Genomic DNA, 16,601 nt, shown 5'->3' with positions numbered 1-16,601 from the left:
TGCCCGCGTCCACCGCATCCCGCTGCCAACGTCCGTGACGACCGCGAACCGTCCCCTACCGTGCAACGGGATGGACGGACCATAAGGCTGATTTGGGGGCGATGCGAAGCGATTTATGTTTTTCGGAATCCGTTGACACGAAACTTTCGGATGAGCGTGATTTGCCCGCCGGGTGCGCCCTGATATCATCGCCATCGTCGTCTCGCCCCGTTGGCGGCGATCGACCAGATCAATCGGCACATCCCGAAAAAAAAAGCAGCGCAGTATCTGCCTCCACAGCTTTGAATTGTTTGATTGAAATGGAGTTTTGATCGGTTAGGAGGTTCTGATGAATTACGTTGAAACCTTTCGCCGCATTTACGAGTTCGGCTGGGTGACTGTCGCCACCGCAATATCGTCGGCCGTGTTCAACAAATGGTCATCTTCAGTATCAGCCGCCGACTACACTTATATGCAGATGACCTTGCACGGAGCCGGGAGCTTCGCGATCTGGTTGATTCTGCTCACGGTGCCGTTTTGGTTCATCAACGTCCCGCGGATTCGCCACTGGCTGTTCCGCCACAGCGCCATTGAGGGGTGGTGGCTTCAGAAAGTCGATATTGCGGAGCGCCCCTGGAGCTTGTCGCATCTGTCCAAGAACCTGGGATTTGGGTGGACATACTCGGGCTACGCCTACGACCCCTCAGGCAAGGTTGCCGCGACCTGGGACGCTTCGGATATCAAGCTCGATGATCATGCCGGATTCTGGATCTTCAAAGGAGACTCACACCGCATCAACACGTCGGGGATTCCGACCCGCACCGGTAACGTGTTGAGCGTTCTGTACTCCAAGCAATATTACGAGGCTTTCCAGAATGATCCATTGGCGCAACTTCCGGGCAGAATATCCGATCTCGACTATGAGGATTCGCCGACCGCGGCATCCATCCTCCTTGTGCGGGTGACCAGCGCGGATTGGAAGGCAGCGGACATCAACCGTCAATCGACGAGACTGCCTCCCGATCAATTCAAGCGACTGATCGACCACATGAAAAGCAATGGAAGACTATAGATGATCTGGATCGACAGCGATGGGGGAGTAGACGACGCGCTCGCGATCGCTGTCGCTTGCAAAATCGTCTCAGGACATAAGATCGCTTTTTCAACCGTATTCGGAAATGTCTCAGCACGCCAAGCCGCGCACAACATCCGAACCTTGTTACACCGACTCGGTGTCGACGCACCAATTCTCGTCGGCGCCGAACGCGCTTCAGACGGCTTCGCGCAGTCTGCAACGGATATTCACGGACTCGATGGCTTGGGCAATGTCATCGGTGAGGTCAGGCCAGACGAACAATTCGACTCTCTATCAGAGTCGATTGAAAGCCCTTTGGAACGCGCGCGATGGCTCAACGAGGACGTTCATATCCTGAGCATCGGGCCAGCAACCAATATCCCATCGATCGCGCGCATGCTCGGGGCTGAGCGAATTTCCGGTATCACGATGATGACGGGCGCGATTTTTGACAAAGGCAATATCACCGAGGACGCCGAATTCAACGCCTACAACGACCCCATCGCGTTGGCCAACATTCTCCACTCAGGAATTCCAATCACAATTGTCCCGCTTGATATCTGCCGAAAGCTCATATTCAGGCGGGAAGACCTGACGAGCTTAAGCACGTTTGGAGCAGCGGCTCCGATGCTCAGCGAAGCTCATAAATTCTACATGGCGAGCTACGAACAGGCCGAGGGCATCTCCGGCTGCTTTCCGCATGATACGATCGCGCTTCTGTCCATGCTCTATCCGTCGAAATTCAACTTCTGGCGCATTCCATTTGACGTAGACAGCTCCACAGACCATCGCGGACAACTGCGGTTTGATATCAACGGTGCCTATCACGCAAGATTTTGTCTCGGGGGCGACCTGCGCTGGGTCAGGCAGTTCATGCGCTCCTGGTCGATCCTGGCATAATCACGCGAGCTGCGCCACGCTCTCCAAATGGGGGCGCGCAACTGGCTGGACCTTGGCCGAGACCCGTGGCGCGCCTGCACAAGGACATCGGCCGGGAGGCGCCACAGCGACAGGACGGTTCGCACGGCGGGCGGGCCCGATCCCGGCATTGACTTACCGCAGCACCCCTGACGACCGCGCGCGATTTGGCCGATCCTAACCATGCGGGCCCCGGCGCGATCTTGATCGCGCGCTTCGCATTGGCGCGCGAAGGGATTCGTAACGCACTGTCTTTTTCATTGTTTTCATGACATCCATCCGGAGACGCCCCATGAAATTGCTCGCTGCCCCGCTGCTCGCCGCGGCCCTGATGCTGCCGTCAGCACCGGCCTCGGCCGTCGTGCTGGATCTGTCGACCATGAGCTGCAAACAGTTCGTCGAGAGCGGCGACGACAGCATCAAGATGGTGCTGATCTGGCTCGACGGCTGGTACAAGGGCGATCAGGACGAAGCCCTGTTCGATACCGAGGTGTTCATCGAGAACGCCAAGAAGTTCGGCAAGTATTGCGCCGAGCATCCGACGGTCAGCATCGTCACCGCGGCGGAGAAGATCCTCGGCAATTAGGTCAGCAACAGATCGTTAGATCGGTCAATCGGGTTGGCGTCGGCGTAAGCGCAGCAGGCTTTCGCGACGCGTGATGTTTGGCGGGGTGAAAAGGCGACGCTCATGCGTGCAGAACGATAGAGCGCCGCGCCGGCGCTTGGCAATCGCCCCTCTCCGCCCTCCGCCACCATTCCGGAGCGCACAGGACGCCTGGTGGCGTCCTGTTCGCCGCATAGCCGCCGCTGGGAATGACATGGGGAAAGAACTGGGGGTTGAACTTGCGCCGGGGCGTGTGAGAGCCGCGAAGCCAATCCGCAACGCCGTGGCGGGCGCCCTGCGACGGGAGACTTTGCCGCGGGCAGCGCGGCTGGCGACACGCTTCGATGACCCCGAGTGAAACCCGCTGCATCCGGACACATTCAGACGCAACTCAGTACGCCAGCTCCGCGCCAAAGCCGCGTTGAAGAAGCGAGCCGCGCAGCCGTGCGGCACCCGCCCCTTTCTTCATGCGAGAAGTCCATGTCGATCAGCTCCGTTTCGACTCCCATCGCGGCCACGTCGTCCCAGGCGACCGCGGCCACCTCATCCAGCTCGGCGACGTCCGCAACCTCGTCGTCATCAGCCACGAGCTCGGCCGGCGACACGTCGGAGAGCTCCTCCGGCAGCGGCGGCGCGTCGTCGGGCAAGACTGTCGTCAGCGAGGTCTCGATCACGCTCGACGGCGTCACCACCACGACGATCACCTATTCCGACGGCTCGACCGAGGTGACCAAGACGGCCGCCAGCTCGGACGGCAGCAGCAAGGGCGCGCAAACCTACAACGCGCAAGGCGCGGCCAGCGGCGCTGCAAGCACCGGCGGCTCGAGCAGCGCGGGCACGGCGAGTTCGACCGCGGCGGCCTGAGATGTCGAAGGAGGAGCGGCGCATCATCGCGCCAGCCCGACCAGCGCGAGGTGAACGAGGGTTCCGCTGAAGGAACCGCGATCTGCCATCGGTACGAGGCGTTTCCGAGCGGCTGCGGTTGCAGGCGATGCGCCGCCGCAACGCTCGGTGACACTGCGAAGCCACACTGCAGCGATGATGTCACGTGGCCGTCATTTGTTAATTTGCACCCTCGCGCCGAGTCACGCCTGTTATCGGGCAGCTGCGACAAGGGGGAGGAAGTCGATGGTGCGGGGTATGATCGGCGCGGGGATTCTGCTTCTGGCGATGGGATCCGGAGTGCAGGCAGCCAACGAGGCTGGTCCGGACACCCGGATGTCCTGCTCGGAGGTGCGCTACTACGTGGAGAAATACACCGCCGAGGTGGCCGAGATGTATGCGCGCAGCCGCGGCGCCACCGATGCGCAGATCAACCGGGCCAGGCGCTGCCTGTCGACGAACCATTTCCGCAGGGCGGACCGGTCGCGCAGCTATACGGAGTGAGATGGCAGCGGGAGAGCGGCTGGTCCGCTGTTGATCGCTGTTCCCCGTCATTCCAGACGGCCAGCGGAGGGCACATTTGGCGTTTTTAAAGACGGCCGTCATGCCCCGCAAAGGCGAGGCGGTCGGATATGGAGACACGGGACTGTCGCGAACGATCCATCCTGGCAGTTAGTTGTTCCGTTATGCCCGGGCTTGTCCCGGGCATCCATGCGCTTCTCAGCGAGCTGAACGACGTGGATGGCCGGGACAAGCCCGGCCATGACGATATGAAGACGTGGCGCAATGTCTGCGCCCCACCCACGTGGTGCTGTGCTCCACGGAGGCCTGCAGAGCGCAAGCGCGCCGCGGAAGTCCCTACCTCACGCCTGCTCGATCGCCGCCGGCATCTTGGCGACCGACATCAAGGAGCGCGCGACCTGATTGAGGAGCTGATCGGCATTCTCCTCCTCGGCCAGCGACTTCGACAGCAGCGCGACGACGGCGCTGTGGCGGAGCTGTGAGGCAAGGTTGCGCGCGGTGGTGTAGCCGGATATCTCGTAATGCTCGACGCGCTGTGCCGCGCCGATCAGCGCGAGATCCGCCGCCGCATCCTCCTTGTCCTCGGATTGGGTCACGATCTCCTCGCCTTCCTCAACCAGGCCCATCATGCCCTTGCACGGCTTTGCCCGCGGCGTCTTGCCGAGCAGCTCGAAGCATTCGTTGATGCGCTCGATCTGGGCCTCGGTCTCGACCAGATGCTGCTCGAACAATTCGCGCAGCTGATCGAAGCGGGCGGCCTCCGCCATCTTCGGCAGCGCCTTGGTCAGCTGCTTCTCGGCATGGAGGATGTCGCGCAGCTCCTCGATCAAGAGATCGCCGAGACCCGCTTCATCGGCCGGCGGCGAGCTCTCGGTGACGATCGCATTGGCCGCGCCGTTCTCGGCCTGGATCGCCGGTGATTCCGTGAACACCCAGTCACCGCCCTCGTTCCAGGGGCCACGGGTATCGATCTCGCCATGGTCGCCATTGCCGGTGGAATCGTTGAAGAACTGATCGACGAGGCCCGGCGTCGGCGCGATCCGTCCGATGCTGAAGGCCGGCTTGTTCATGCTCTCCAGCGCCAGCGCGAACGCCTTCATATGGGTGATCTCGCGCGTCATCAGGAACTGCAGCGCATCCTTGGTGCCGGCGTCATCAGTGAAATTGATCAGCCGCTCATAGACGATCTTGGCGCGCGCCTCGGCGGCGATGTTGCTGCGCAGATCGACGTCGAGCTCGCCGGTGATTTTCAGATAGTCGGCGGTCCAGGGATTGCCCTGCGAGTTGAACAGATTGACGCCGCCCCCGCCGCAAATCGCGATCAACGGATCGGCCTCGGCGGCCTCGCGGTCGAACTTGGCGGGCTTCAGATGCATGCGGGCGAGCGTGCCGACCACTTCCAGATGGCTCAGCTCCTCGGTGCCGATGTCCATCAGGAGATCCTTGCGATCGGGATCCTCGCAATTGAGGCCCTGGATCGAATACTGCATGGCGGCGGCAAGCTCGCCATTGGCGCCGCCGAACTGCTCCAGCAGCATGTTGCCGAAGCGCGGATCGGGCTCGTCGACACGGACGGTGAACATCAGCTTTTTGACGTGGTGATACATGGAGGCCTCGGACGTTTGCGGGGATGCAGCAAGAGTCCGAACCTCCGGGCACCACGGTTGTTCCTTACCTCTCACCGGAACATCTTCCGCCCTGCTCTGCGCCGGCCGGGTGAACGCAGTCAGGCCGGCGCCCAAGCCTATGCACACTGCCGCGCATTGCCCAGCCAAGCGCCCATCAAGGCCGGCATGGACCAAGACCCCGGGCTGCGGCGGCCGCAACACAGCTGTTGGCAGCGGCAGCGCAACCCTTGCTAAGCTTTTCTCCGCTCGCCTAAGCTAACTTGCTGGAGAGTCAGATGTTGATGCGAACACCTGCCAGGGAGGAGCCGCGGCTCGGCGCGCGATGGCGCCGCGCTGTCGAGCGGCTGCGCGACCTGACGTCGTTCGCCCGTTCTTCGTTCAGCCGCTCGCCGTTCGAGCATTCGCCGTCGGCCCGTTCGTCTTTGACGTTACCGCCGCTTCCGCCGACAGCGGCCATGGAGCCCGCGCTGGACATTTCCGACGAAAGCAATTTCGACGTCGCGCTCGCGGCCATCGTCGATTCCATCGAACGGCAGCCGCGCGGCGCCCAGCCGCGCTTCGCCGGCCAGGCTCGCCCGGCCCCGCCTGGCAGTGGGCCCACGACGGCCTGGGCCGATGAACGCCCTGCTTATTATTTGCCGATGGAGCGGCCGGTCGGCGCCTATCCGCACCCCAGCTACTCCTCTGCGGCCGCGAGCCCGCGCGGTGATCAGGAGGATGAGCTGCAGCAGCTCCGCAAGGAGCTGATGCACGCCGTCTCGGCGCGACTCGGATCGCCCGAGGATCATCTGGCGACGATCAGGACGCTGCTGAGATCGGTGAAGTAATGTCGGGCCGCGGCAACATCGGCAAGGCGGTCGAGGAACTGACCGATCATCTGCGGCTGGTCGATCATGTTCGCGCGCTGCAGGAAGGGCAGAAGGAGATCGCCGAAGCGATCAAGGCCGTCAACCAGCGCCTGACCGCGATCGAGACCGAGTTCAGGGTGCTCAAGGCGGAGACCCAGCGCGACGCGTTGCGCGAGGTGCAGCACGCTGTGCAGGGCGTTCAGAGCTCGATGCATGACGAGCTGACCCGCATGGCGACGCGGCTCGTGGTGCTGGAGCAGGCGCTGCGCCGCGAGGCCGCCCGACAGCAGCAGCCGGCTGCGCCGCGCACTCCCGCGCCGCCGCGTTCGGACGGACCGCGTTGACGCGCCACATCGCGCCGACCAGGCGCGGCTCCGTCTTGCCTCGTTTCGGCTTCGGGAAGCGTTAGTCACGACGCTGATGCAAATCGCCTTCTTCACCATCGTCGAAGAGCGGTTGTGCCTGATCTCCCGCGCAATCCGTCCTATCGTCCATGGCCGCTTCAGCCTTTGGCACGAGCGGCGAATGATGTAGGCTGAGTCGCGAGAAACGACGCCAAGACGACCGACCGCAGCGGAGCGGCCGGCACACCTGCACGAGGGCCACATGACCGACCATCTGATCGTCACCGACGAAGGCGAGACACGGACGATCAAGCTGCGGCGGCCGGAAAAGAAGAACGCGATCACGCAGGCGATGTATCTCGGCATGAGCGATGCGATCGATACCGCGCAGAACAATCCGCTGGTGCGATGCATCATCATCACGGGGGGCTCCGGCGTGTTCACCGCCGGCAACGACCTCGAGGATTTCCTGCAGGCGGGCAACGCCGGCAACGAGGCCATGCGCACCTCCGCCGCGACGAAATTTCTCTATTCGCTGGCCCACAACGTCAAACCGATCATCGCCGCGGTCGACGGCGTCGCCATCGGCATCGGCACCACGATGCTGTTCCACTGCGACTACGTGCTGGCCTCGACGACCGCGACCTTCGCGACGCCCTTCATCCATCTCGGCCTGGTGCCCGAAGGCGCCTCGAGCCTGCTGATGCCGCAGACCATGGGCTATCAGCGCGCCTTTGCGATGCTGGTGATGGGCCGCACCATGACGGCGGCGGACGCGCATATCGCCGGCTTCGTCAATACGGTGGTGGCCCCGGGGCATACCGAGGTCGAGGCGCAGAAGGTCGCGCGCGACATCTGCCGCCTGCCGGCCGAGGCGGTGGCGATCGGACGCAAGCTGATCCGCACCGCGCCGGACGAGTTGACCCGGCGGATCGACCAGGAAGGCTATCTGTTCGCCGAACGCATGACCTCCGAGGAGGCGATCGGCGCCTTCAAGGCATTCCTGTCGCGCAAGAAGAAATGAACGCAGCCAGGCCGGCCGCCGATGCCGCATTATGATGTGATCGTGATCGGCTGCGGCGCGGTCGGCAGCGCCGCCATGCTGCACCTTGCGAAAGCGGGACGCCGCGTGCTCGGCATCGACCGCTTCCAGCCGCCGCATCGCTTCGGCTCGACCCATGGCGAGACCCGCATCACCCGCGCCGCGATCGGCGAGGGCGTCGACTACACGCCGCTGGCGCGGCGTTCGCACCAGATCTGGCGCGAACTGGAGCGCGAGACCGGCACCCACCTGTTCCAGCAATGCGGCTGCCTGTTCATTCCGAGCCAGCACGGCGGCGCAGTGCACGGCGTCAGCAGCGGACAGTTCTTCGCCAATATCGAGGCTGCGGCACGGCTGCACGGGGTCGACGGCGAGACCCTCTCCGCGGAGCGGCTCCGCGCCGACTATCCGGCCTTCGCCACCGCGCCGGGCGACCGCGCCTTTCTCGATCGCGAGGGCGGCTATCTCCTGGTCGAGGATTGCGTGCGCACCGAGCTTGTCGTCGCCGCACGCCATGGCGCGGAGCTCGTGACCGGACGGCGCGTCACCGCGTTCCGCCGCGCGGCCGGCGTGCTCAGCGTCACGCTGGAGGACGGCACGACCACCTCCGCGACGACGCTGATCGTCACCACCGGCCCGTGGATCACCGAGATGATCGCGCCATTGCGCCGCCGCGTCCACATCACCCGCCAGGTGCTGTACTGGTTCGAGATCCTGTCCAACCCGCAGCGCTTCGGTCCGGACGCGCCGGTCTTCATCTGGGACGTCACCGGCCGCGCCGGCGCTGCATCCGACATCTACGGCTTTCCCTGGCTCGGCTCGCCCGGCAACGGCGTCAAGCTCGCCAACGAGGTCATGACCGGCGAGACCGATCCCGATCACGTCGGCCGCGAGGTCACCGCGGACGAGATCGCGGCCACCTACGAGACCTATGTCCGCCCGTTCGTGCCCGATCTCGGCCCTAAATGCCTGCGCAGCGAGGTCTGTCTCTACACCAATGCCAGCGGCGGGCGCTTCATCATCGACCGCGATCCCGGCGCCCCCGAGGTGATCTATGCCTCGGCCTGCTCGGGCCACGGCTTCAAGCATTCGCCGGCCGTCGGCGAAGCGCTCGCGGCGATGGCGCTGGGCCAGGCGCCGCTTGTCGATCTCTCCGGCTTTACGCTGGACCGGCTGGCCGCCGCCCCCTGAACGCTATTTGCCGGTTTGCAGCGCCGCTGTCTGCTTGGACAGGCCCTCGTTGAACTGCGTCTCGAGCCTGTCGAGGTAGGCGTTGAACTCGCCCGGCCGGACGAACGGGTTCGGCCCGCCCTCGGCGATCTTCGCCCGCTTGGCGGCCAAGTCGAACATCTCCGGATGCGGCGCGAGCAGAATGTCCGGATGCACCGTCTTCGCCCAGGCATAGGTCTTCTTGTAGTCGTCGACGATGCCGGGATAGGTCGGCCGGCCCACCAGCTGGTTGAGCGCCACCGTGGCGCTGCAGAAGAAGATGACGCTGCGGGTGGCCTCGCCGTCCTTCACATCGGTGGTCCAGCTGGTGCAGCCCGGCGAATGACCGGGCGTCTCATGCGCGGTCAAGGTGACGCCGCCGAGCGTGACGGTGTCGCCTTCATGCACGGCGCGGTCGACCTTGACCGGCGGGAAGTTCAAATGGCTCTCCTGCTCACGCCCCGGATAGAAGCCGCCTTCGAGCAGCGGCACGTCCTTGGCGCCCGCCACCATCTGCGCGCCGGTCTCCTGCTTGATCTGCGCGAGCCCGCCGGTATGGTCGATATGGGCGTGGGTGTTGAGGATGTATTTGATGTCGGCGACCTTGAAGCCGAGCTTGGCGATGCTGGCCTCGATCTGCGCGGTGGATTCCGGCATCACCGTATCGATCAGGATGTGCCCCTGCGGCGTCGTGATCAGATAGGAGGCGAGCCCGTTTGTGCCGACATAATAGATATTGTCGATCACCTTGAACGGCTCGGTCGGCTTATTCCACGCCGCGATCATCTGCTTCATCAGGTCCGGCAGCGATTGCGCTGCAGCAGAGCCAGCGGCCAGCGACAAGGTCGCCACGAGCAGCAGCATTCTTTTCATCATACCCTCCCCGGATTGCCCGGTATCATTGTTCTGGTTTTATCTGTTTTGTCTTATGTCATTGCCGCCATGGCGGGGCAATCGCACCTCGCCGCCGCCCTGCATCACACGTGATCCTGCCATGAGTCGTCTCAGCCGCGTTCTCGCCGCCTGCCTCGTCGCCGCCCTCACCGCCGCTGGCCTTGCCGCCCTGCCCGTCCATGCCGAGGATGAGCCGGTGTCGCTGCGCATCCTGGCCATCAACGACTTCCACGGCAATCTCAAGCCGCCGCCGGCCGGCATCCGAGTCGCCGATCCTGCGGACCCGGCCAAGACCAGCATGGTCCCGGCCGGCGGTGCCGAGCACATGGCGAGCCTGGTGAAGCTGTTGTCCGACGGCCAGCCGAACACGATCTTCGTGTCGGCCGGCGACCTCATCGGCGCCAGCCCGTTCCTGTCGGCGATGTTCCACGACGAGCCGACCATCGAAGCGATGTCGGAGATGGGGCTGGCTTTGTCGGCCGTCGGCAATCACGAGTTCGACGAGGGCAAGGACGAATTGCTGCGCATGCAGAATGGCGGCTGTCATCCGACTGAGGGCTGCCGCGGGCCACAGCGCTTCACCGGCGCCAAATTCCACTATCTCGCCGCGTCGACATTTCTCGCCGGCACCGACAAGACGGTGTTTCCGCCCTACGAGATCCGCACCTTCGAGGATATTCCCGTCGCCTTCATCGGGCTGACGTTGAAAGCCACCGCCGGGATCATCTCGCCGGCGAGCGCGGCCGGGCTCGATTTCCGCAACGAGGCCGAGAGCATCAACGCCCTGATCCCGGAGCTGAAGGCAAAGGGCGTGCAGGCCATCGTCGTGCTGATTCACGAGGGCGGCTGGCCGTCCGGCGGCATGAACGAGTGCCCGGGCCTGTCCGGGCCGATCGTCGACATCGTCAAGGACCTCGACAGCGCGGTCGACATCATCATCTCCGGCCATACCCACCAGGCCTATGTCTGCACCATCGACAAGCGCCTCGTCACCTCGGCCGACAAGTTCGGCACGCTGGTGACCGCGATCGACGTCAAGCTCGACCGCACCACGCGCGACGTGGTCAGCGCCACCGCGACCAATATCGTGGTCGACACCACGCTGCCGAAGGACCCGGCGCAGACCGCGCTGATCGACGCCTACGAGAAGGTCGCCGCGCCGATCGCCAATCGGCCGGCCGGATCCATCGCACAGCCGCTCTCACGGGTGCCGAATGGAGCGGGCGAAAGCGCGCTCGGCGACGTCATCGCCGATGCCCAGCTCGCCGCAACCGCCAAGGGCGGCGCCGTCATCGCGATGACCAATCCCGGCGGCATCCGCACCGATCTCGCCCGTCGCGACGACGGCGCGGTGACCTATGCCGACGTGTTTGCCAGCCAGCCCTTCCGCAACCAGCTGATGACGGTCACCCTGACCGGCGCCGAGATCAAGGCGGCGCTGGAGCAGCAATGGCTCGATCCCGCAAGGCCGCGCATTCTGCAGATCTCGAACGGGTTCAGCTATGCGTTCGATCCCAAACAGCCGGCCGGGGGGCGCGTCGATGCCGCCAGCATGATGCTGGCCGGCAAGCCGGTCGATCCCGCCGCATCCTATCGCGTCACCCTCAACACCTATCTCGCGCTCGGCGGCGACGGCTTCACCGCCTTCAAAGGGGGCCGCGATCCGGTCGTCGGTCCCTATGACGACGAGGCGCTGTTCGCTTATCTCAAGGCGAACAGCCCGCTCGCTCCGCCGCCGCGCGATCGCATTCTCAACAGGGCGCAGTGAAGTCCGGTCGAACCGCGCGGAAACCGGGCCCTGTCGCCGTCAGGGCCCTTTCCGAGGCTGCGTTCAGCGCATAGATTGGGCATTCCCGTAACGCGCGAGTGGCAGAGCCCAATGTCGACGCTGTATCTTTCTCACGAAGCCTGCCTCGATCATGCGACGCCCTCCGGACACCCCGAGCGTGCCGATCGCCTGCGCGCCGTGGAAGAAGCCCTGACCGAGGAACGCTTCGCCCTGCTGGATCGCGACGAGGCCCCGGAAGCGGACATCGCGCTCGCTTTGCTCTGCCACAATGAGCATTACGTCACCGAATTGCGCCAGATGGCGCCGACCTCGGGGATCATCTATCTCGACGGCGACACCTCGATGTCGCCAGGCACCTGGGAAGCGGTGATGCGCGGCGTCGGCGGGGCCGTGGCTGCGACCGAATCAGTGATGTCCGGCCGCCACCGCAATGCCTTCGTGGCGGTGCGCCCGCCCGGCCACCATGCCGAGATCGCCAAGCCGATGGGCTTCTGCTTCTTCGACAATGTCGCGATCGCCGCCCGCTACGCCCAGCGCACCTTCGGGATCGAGCGCGCCGCCATCATCGATTTCGACGTCCATCACGGCAACGGCACCCAGGACATCTTCTGGGCCGACAAGAGCGTGATGTACTGCTCGACCCACCAGATGCCGCTGTTCCCGGGCACCGGCGCCCGCGGCGAGCGCGGCGAGCACGACACCATCGTCAACGCGCCGCTCGCCTCCGACGATGGCAGCCTGGAGTTCCGCTCCGCCTTCGAAAACCTGATCCTGCCGCAGCTGACCAAGTTCAGCCCGGAGCTCGTGATCATCTCGGCCGGCTTCGACGCCCATTATCGCGACCCACTCGCATCTCTGAATCTCAGGGCCGAAGATTTCGGCTGGGTGACGCGCAAGCTGATGGATCTCGCCGACAAATGCGCCGGCGGCCGCGTCGTTTCGGTCCTGGAGGGCGGCTATGACCTTCAGGGACTGAAGGAATCCGTCTCCGCCCACGTTGCCGCGCTGACCGGGGCGTAATCCCCAGGTTCCAGCCGATCGACGCCGGCAGGACCTGACAGAGCCATGACCGGCGTGTAAAAGCACGGCCCCGGAGTTGAGTGATCTGCAGGGAACCCGCATGGCGGACAACACCGTAACCGACGTCAAGAAGCTGTCGTTCGAGCGCGCGATCGAGGAGCTGGAATCGATCGTGAAGCGGCTCGAGGACGGCAAGGTGCCGCTCGAGGAGTCGGTGGCGATCTATGAGCGCGGCGAGGCGCTGAAGCGTCGCTGCGAGGAGCTGTTGCGCCAAGCCGAGGCGAGGGTCGAGAAGATCACGACCGACGCCAGCGGGCGGGCGACGGGAGTTGCCCCGCTGGACGTCCAATAGCGGCGGTCACACCGGCCCCCTGACCTCATTGGCCGGGTTAAGGTCAAAAAATATTTCGCGTCGGGGTCCGCAGCGAGACCAAGGGGCGAACCGCCTGCCGGTCGTGCATCTCAGCCGTATTTCTCATCAGGACTCCATTAACGTTATTCCGCGACGGCTTCTGCTTCGCGTCGCGACGATTGCTGCGGAACCGGCGCCCCTTGATCGCCGTCATACCCGCAGGTGGGCGGGATCGATCGCCACGACAGCAACGGCGTGATGAGCTCTTCAGGTTCAGTCCGCGATCACCGGGCCGGCGCCCACGCTGCCTTGAGCAAGGCGTTTTCGCGCGCACGTCGCATTCGTGATGGCCAATGAAAGGCCGCATGCCGATGACGACTTCATGATGGTTTGCGGACGACTCCCCTGACGCGAACGCATGGCTCATCCCGCCGCAGCGCTGCCGATTGCGGCCATGACGGATTCTGCATCACGGGAAAAAGCCTGGACCGGGCTTGCCTCTCCGGTCTATTTCGGGGCCGCGTCTGCCAGCGATTTGAGCAGTGCAAGGGAACCGCCGTGGGCCTCCGGGGTTGAGATTTGACGCCACGGAACCGTTTGCGGGCTTGCCATCTTCCGCCGGGTTGGCTTTAAGACGCGCTTTGGTGTAAAGCTTCTCGCAAATGCGGGTTTTTGGAAGTGCTCATTCTCCTCCGACGATTGGAGCCAAGCACTTGCAAGAGCTAGCAAAACTGACTTGGCTGAACAACTTGGCGAGCTTGGGCGACAAACGAGGACGGCAAGGCCACCAAGAGTGACTTACATCACATAGATCGATCTAAAGGCCGGCTAGGCTCCGGTCTGCGGCTTCGATCCGCGCGGATGTGACCTTCAAGACACCAGGTTTCGCCGCCCGTTACGATGAACCTCTCAGACGTCGGCCCTTGAACCCGACCTGCAAAATTGGAATGTCACCGTGACCACATTTAGTAAGACGCCGCTTCTCGACACCATCAAGACTCCGGAAGATCTGCGCCGGCTGAAGGTCGAGCAGGTCCGGCAGGTCGCTGATGAACTGCGCCAGGAGACCATCGATGCGGTCTCGGTGACCGGCGGCCACTTTGGCGCGGGTCTGGGCGTGGTCGAGCTGACCACCGCCATCCATTATGTATTCGACACCCCGCGCGATCGGCTGATCTGGGACGTCGGCCACCAGGCCTATCCGCACAAGATCCTGACCGGTCGCCGCGACCGGATCCGGACCCTGCGCACCGGCGGCGGCCTCTCGGGCTTCACCAAGCGCACCGAGAGCGATTACGATCCGTTCGGCGCCGCGCACTCCTCGACCTCGATTTCCGCCGGCCTCGGCATGGCGGTGGCCCGCGATCTGTCGGGCGGCAAGAATAATGTGATCGCCGTGATCGGCGACGGCGCGATGTCCGCCGGCATGGCCTATGAGGCCATGAACAATGCCGGCGCGATGAATTCCCGCCTGATCGTGATCCTCAACGACAACGACATGTCGATTGCGCCGCCGGTCGGCGCGATGTCGGCCTATCTGTCGCGCCTGTACTCGGGCAAGACCTATCGCACCCTGCGCGATGCGGCCAAGCAGCTCGGCCAGCATCTGCCCAAGGTGATCGCCAACCGCGCCAGCCGCGTCGAGGAGTATTCCCGCGGCTTCATGATGGACGGCGGCACGCTGTTCGAGGAGCTCGGCTTCTATTATGTCGGCCCGATCGACGGCCACAATCTCGACCACCTGCTGCCGGTGCTGAAGAACGTCCGTGACATGGAGACCGGCCCGATCCTGGTCCATGTCGTGACCCAGAAGGGCAAGGGCTATCCGCCGGCAGAAGCGTCCGCCGACAAGTATCATGCCGTCGTCAAGTTCGACGTCGCCACCGGCACCCAGGCCAAGGCCAAGCCGAATGCGCCGGCCTATCAGAACGTGTTCGGCCAAAGCCTGGTCAAGGAAGCCGAGAAGGACGACAAGGTCGTCGGCATCACCGCCGCGATGCCCTCGGGCACCGGCATCGACATCTTCGCCAAGGCGTTCCCGAAGCGCACCTTCGATGTGGGCATCGCCGAGCAGCATGCGGTGACCTTCGCGGCCGGCCTGGCGGCTGAAGGCTTCAAGCCGTTCTGCGCGATCTACTCGACCTTCCTGCAGCGCGGCTACGACCAGATCGTGCATGACGTCTGCATCCAGAGCCTGCCGGTCCGCTTCGCGATCGACCGCGCCGGCTTGGTCGGCGCCGACGGCGCCACCCACGCCGGCTCGTTCGACAACGCCTATCTCGGCTGCCTGCCGAACATGGTGATCATGGCGGCCTCCGACGAGGCCGAGCTCGTGCACATGGTGGCGACCCAGGTCGCGATCAACGACCGGCCGAGCTCGGTGCGCTATCCGCGCGGCGAAGGCCGCGGCGTCGAGATGCCGGAAGTCGGCGTGCCCCTGCCGATCGGCAAGGGTCGCATGATCCGCCAGGGCAAGCAGGTCGCCCTGCTCTCCTTCGGCACCCGCCTCGCCGAGTGCGAGAAGGCGGCCGACGAGCTCGCTGCCCACGGCCTGTCGGCCTCGATCGCCGATGCGCGCTTCATGAAGCCGCTCGACGAGGAGCTGGTGCTAAAGCTGGCCCGCGAGCACGAGATCCTGATCACAATCGAAGAAGGCTCGATCGGCGGCTTCGGCTCGCATGTCATGCAGTACCTGGCCGACCAGGGCATGCTCGACGGCGGCCTGAAGATGCGCTCGATGGTGCTGCCGGACGAGTTCCAGGACCACGACACGCCGGCCGCGATGTACGCCCGCGCCGGCCTCGACGCCAAGGGCATCGTCCGCAAGGTGTTCGAGGCGCTCGGCAAGGACTACACCGCCGAGGTGGTCAAGCTCGCCTGAGGGCGTCCTCGCCAGCCCTCCTTGGTGATCCATGAAGATCTATCTGGCAGGTCCCGACGTGTTCCTGCCGGACGCCGTTGAGACCGGCCGGCGGAAGGTTGCGATCTGCGACCGCCACGGGCTGATCGGCCTCTATCCGCTCGACAACAGCGTCGATCTCGGCAGCTCCGACGCCTCGCGCCAGATCTTCCACGGCAACGAGACGATGATGGACGATGCCGACGCGATCATCGCCAACCTCACGCCGTTCCGTGGCCCGGGCGCCGATGCCGGCACGGTCTATGAGCTCGGCTACATGGCCGGCCGCGGCAGGCTGTGTCTCGGCTATTGCAACGATCCCGCTGTCTATGCCGATCGCGTGCGGCGCCTCACCAATGTCACGGAGCAGGACGGGCGGCTGATCGATGCCGAGGGCCTGACGGTGGAGGATTTCGGCCTGCCGGACAATCTGATGATGATCCACGCGCTCGATCTGCACGGCCATCCGCTGGTGCTGCCGCGCGAGCGGCCAGCCGATGTCTGGCATGATCTCGCAGCGTTCGAGATGTGTGTGAGACTGGCGGCCAAGCGACTGACGATTGGGACGGTTTGATCCGGCCGCGTTCTGAAGCCGC

General features: G+C 64.4%; 16 protein-coding genes. 14 read left to right on the top strand and 2 right to left on the bottom strand.

The window, feature by feature from the left end:
* Positions 1–328: 328 nt before the first annotated feature.
* The 5 genes from BBTA_RS11630 to BBTA_RS11610 all read left to right on the top strand — a co-directional run bounded on the left by BBTA_RS11630 (position 329) and on the right by BBTA_RS11610 (position 3,962).
* Positions 329–1,051: a hypothetical protein gene (locus BBTA_RS11630; protein ID WP_012042685.1), complete on the top strand. Its 723-nt coding sequence runs from the start codon at positions 329–331 to the stop codon at positions 1,049–1,051.
* A complete protein-coding gene (locus BBTA_RS11625; RefSeq protein WP_041750567.1) occupies positions 1,052–1,954 on the top strand; it encodes a nucleoside hydrolase in 903 nt (300 codons plus the stop codon).
* Between the two features lie 310 nt (positions 1,955–2,264).
* The gene (locus tag BBTA_RS11620) at positions 2,265–2,558 is read left to right on the top strand and encodes an HdeA/HdeB family chaperone (RefSeq protein WP_041750566.1); all 294 of its coding nucleotides are present in this window, start codon (positions 2,265–2,267) and stop codon (positions 2,556–2,558) included.
* 498 nt (positions 2,559–3,056) lie between these two features.
* On the top strand, positions 3,057–3,440 hold the full coding sequence (locus BBTA_RS40715) for a hypothetical protein (protein WP_041750565.1): 384 nt from the start codon (positions 3,057–3,059) through the stop codon (positions 3,438–3,440).
* A 264-nt stretch (positions 3,441–3,704) separates the two neighbouring features.
* Positions 3,705–3,962, top strand: a complete 258-nt coding sequence (locus tag BBTA_RS11610; protein ID WP_012042681.1) for a hypothetical protein — start codon at positions 3,705–3,707, stop codon at positions 3,960–3,962.
* A gap of 359 nt (positions 3,963–4,321) precedes the next feature.
* On the opposite strand, the gene BBTA_RS11605 is transcribed toward BBTA_RS11610, so the two are convergent.
* A complete protein-coding gene (locus BBTA_RS11605; protein WP_012042680.1) occupies positions 4,322–5,587 on the bottom strand; it encodes a DUF892 family protein in 1,266 nt (421 codons plus the stop codon).
* Positions 5,588–5,883: 296 nt separating this feature from the next.
* On the opposite strand from BBTA_RS11605, the gene BBTA_RS11600 reads away from it, so the two are divergent.
* From BBTA_RS11600 to solA, 4 genes are all read left to right on the top strand, one after another.
* Positions 5,884–6,435 carry a hypothetical protein gene (locus BBTA_RS11600; protein ID WP_041750564.1) on the top strand — a complete coding sequence of 184 codons (552 nt, stop codon included), beginning with the start codon at positions 5,884–5,886 and terminating at the stop codon, positions 6,433–6,435.
* Entirely contained in the window at positions 6,435–6,800 is a 366-nt protein-coding gene (locus BBTA_RS11595; protein ID WP_012042679.1) for a hypothetical protein, read from the top strand. The genes BBTA_RS11600 and BBTA_RS11595 overlap by 1 nt, the downstream gene beginning before the upstream one ends.
* A 262-nt stretch (positions 6,801–7,062) precedes the next feature.
* A complete protein-coding gene (locus tag BBTA_RS11590) occupies positions 7,063–7,824 on the top strand; it encodes an enoyl-CoA hydratase-related protein (RefSeq protein ID WP_012042678.1) in 762 nt (253 codons plus the stop codon).
* Positions 7,825–7,845: 21 nt separating this feature from the next.
* Entirely contained in the window at positions 7,846–9,033 is a 1,188-nt protein-coding gene (solA, locus tag BBTA_RS11585) for an N-methyl-L-tryptophan oxidase (RefSeq protein ID WP_012042677.1), read from the top strand.
* A 3-nt stretch (positions 9,034–9,036) separates the two neighbouring features.
* Here the strand turns inward: solA and bla are convergent, their stop codons facing one another.
* Complete coding sequence (bla, locus tag BBTA_RS11580; RefSeq protein WP_041751378.1) at positions 9,037–9,924, bottom strand: subclass B3 metallo-beta-lactamase; 888 nt, start codon at positions 9,922–9,924, stop codon at positions 9,037–9,039.
* A gap of 121 nt (positions 9,925–10,045) precedes the next feature.
* On the opposite strand from bla, the gene BBTA_RS11575 reads away from it, so the two are divergent.
* From BBTA_RS11575 to BBTA_RS11555, 5 genes are all read left to right on the top strand, one after another.
* Complete coding sequence (locus BBTA_RS11575) at positions 10,046–11,713, top strand: bifunctional UDP-sugar hydrolase/5'-nucleotidase (protein WP_012042675.1); 1,668 nt, start codon at positions 10,046–10,048, stop codon at positions 11,711–11,713.
* Between the two features lie 111 nt (positions 11,714–11,824).
* On the top strand, positions 11,825–12,754 hold the full coding sequence (locus BBTA_RS11570; protein ID WP_012042674.1) for a histone deacetylase family protein: 930 nt from the start codon (positions 11,825–11,827) through the stop codon (positions 12,752–12,754).
* A gap of 100 nt (positions 12,755–12,854) precedes the next feature.
* The gene (locus BBTA_RS11565) at positions 12,855–13,106 is read left to right on the top strand and encodes an exodeoxyribonuclease VII small subunit (protein ID WP_012042673.1); all 252 of its coding nucleotides are present in this window, start codon (positions 12,855–12,857) and stop codon (positions 13,104–13,106) included.
* Between the two features lie 955 nt (positions 13,107–14,061).
* Positions 14,062–15,987 carry a 1-deoxy-D-xylulose-5-phosphate synthase gene (gene dxs / locus BBTA_RS11560; protein ID WP_012042672.1) on the top strand — a complete coding sequence of 642 codons (1,926 nt, stop codon included), beginning with the start codon at positions 14,062–14,064 and terminating at the stop codon, positions 15,985–15,987.
* A 31-nt stretch (positions 15,988–16,018) separates the two neighbouring features.
* The gene (locus tag BBTA_RS11555; protein ID WP_012042671.1) at positions 16,019–16,579 is read left to right on the top strand and encodes a nucleoside 2-deoxyribosyltransferase; all 561 of its coding nucleotides are present in this window, start codon (positions 16,019–16,021) and stop codon (positions 16,577–16,579) included.
* Positions 16,580–16,601: the final 22 nt, after the last annotated feature.

The organism is Bradyrhizobium sp. BTAi1, assembly GCF_000015165.1.
GTDB classification, from domain to species: domain Bacteria; phylum Pseudomonadota; class Alphaproteobacteria; order Rhizobiales; family Xanthobacteraceae; genus Bradyrhizobium; species Bradyrhizobium denitrificans.
This window is presented reverse-complemented; position numbering and strand designations above follow the sequence as displayed.

Coding starts and splice junctions, on each gene's coding strand:
- BBTA_RS11630 (WP_012042685.1), top strand. CDS start 329: ATGAATTACGTTGAAACCTTTCGCCGCATTTACGAGTTCGGCTGGGTG.
- BBTA_RS11625 (WP_041750567.1), top strand. CDS start 1,052: ATGATCTGGATCGACAGCGATGGGGGAGTAGACGACGCGCTCGCGATC.
- BBTA_RS11620 (WP_041750566.1), top strand. CDS start 2,265: ATGAAATTGCTCGCTGCCCCGCTGCTCGCCGCGGCCCTGATGCTGCCG.
- BBTA_RS40715 (WP_041750565.1), top strand. CDS start 3,057: ATGTCGATCAGCTCCGTTTCGACTCCCATCGCGGCCACGTCGTCCCAG.
- BBTA_RS11610 (WP_012042681.1), top strand. CDS start 3,705: ATGGTGCGGGGTATGATCGGCGCGGGGATTCTGCTTCTGGCGATGGGA.
- BBTA_RS11605 (WP_012042680.1), bottom strand. CDS start 5,587: ATGTATCACCACGTCAAAAAGCTGATGTTCACCGTCCGTGTCGACGAG.
- BBTA_RS11600 (WP_041750564.1), top strand. CDS start 5,884: ATGTTGATGCGAACACCTGCCAGGGAGGAGCCGCGGCTCGGCGCGCGA.
- BBTA_RS11595 (WP_012042679.1), top strand. CDS start 6,435: ATGTCGGGCCGCGGCAACATCGGCAAGGCGGTCGAGGAACTGACCGAT.
- BBTA_RS11590 (WP_012042678.1), top strand. CDS start 7,063: ATGACCGACCATCTGATCGTCACCGACGAAGGCGAGACACGGACGATC.
- solA (WP_012042677.1), top strand. CDS start 7,846: ATGCCGCATTATGATGTGATCGTGATCGGCTGCGGCGCGGTCGGCAGC.
- bla (WP_041751378.1), bottom strand. CDS start 9,924: ATGAAAAGAATGCTGCTGCTCGTGGCGACCTTGTCGCTGGCCGCTGGC.
- BBTA_RS11575 (WP_012042675.1), top strand. CDS start 10,046: ATGAGTCGTCTCAGCCGCGTTCTCGCCGCCTGCCTCGTCGCCGCCCTC.
- BBTA_RS11570 (WP_012042674.1), top strand. CDS start 11,825: ATGTCGACGCTGTATCTTTCTCACGAAGCCTGCCTCGATCATGCGACG.
- BBTA_RS11565 (WP_012042673.1), top strand. CDS start 12,855: ATGGCGGACAACACCGTAACCGACGTCAAGAAGCTGTCGTTCGAGCGC.
- BBTA_RS11555 (WP_012042671.1), top strand. CDS start 16,019: ATGAAGATCTATCTGGCAGGTCCCGACGTGTTCCTGCCGGACGCCGTT.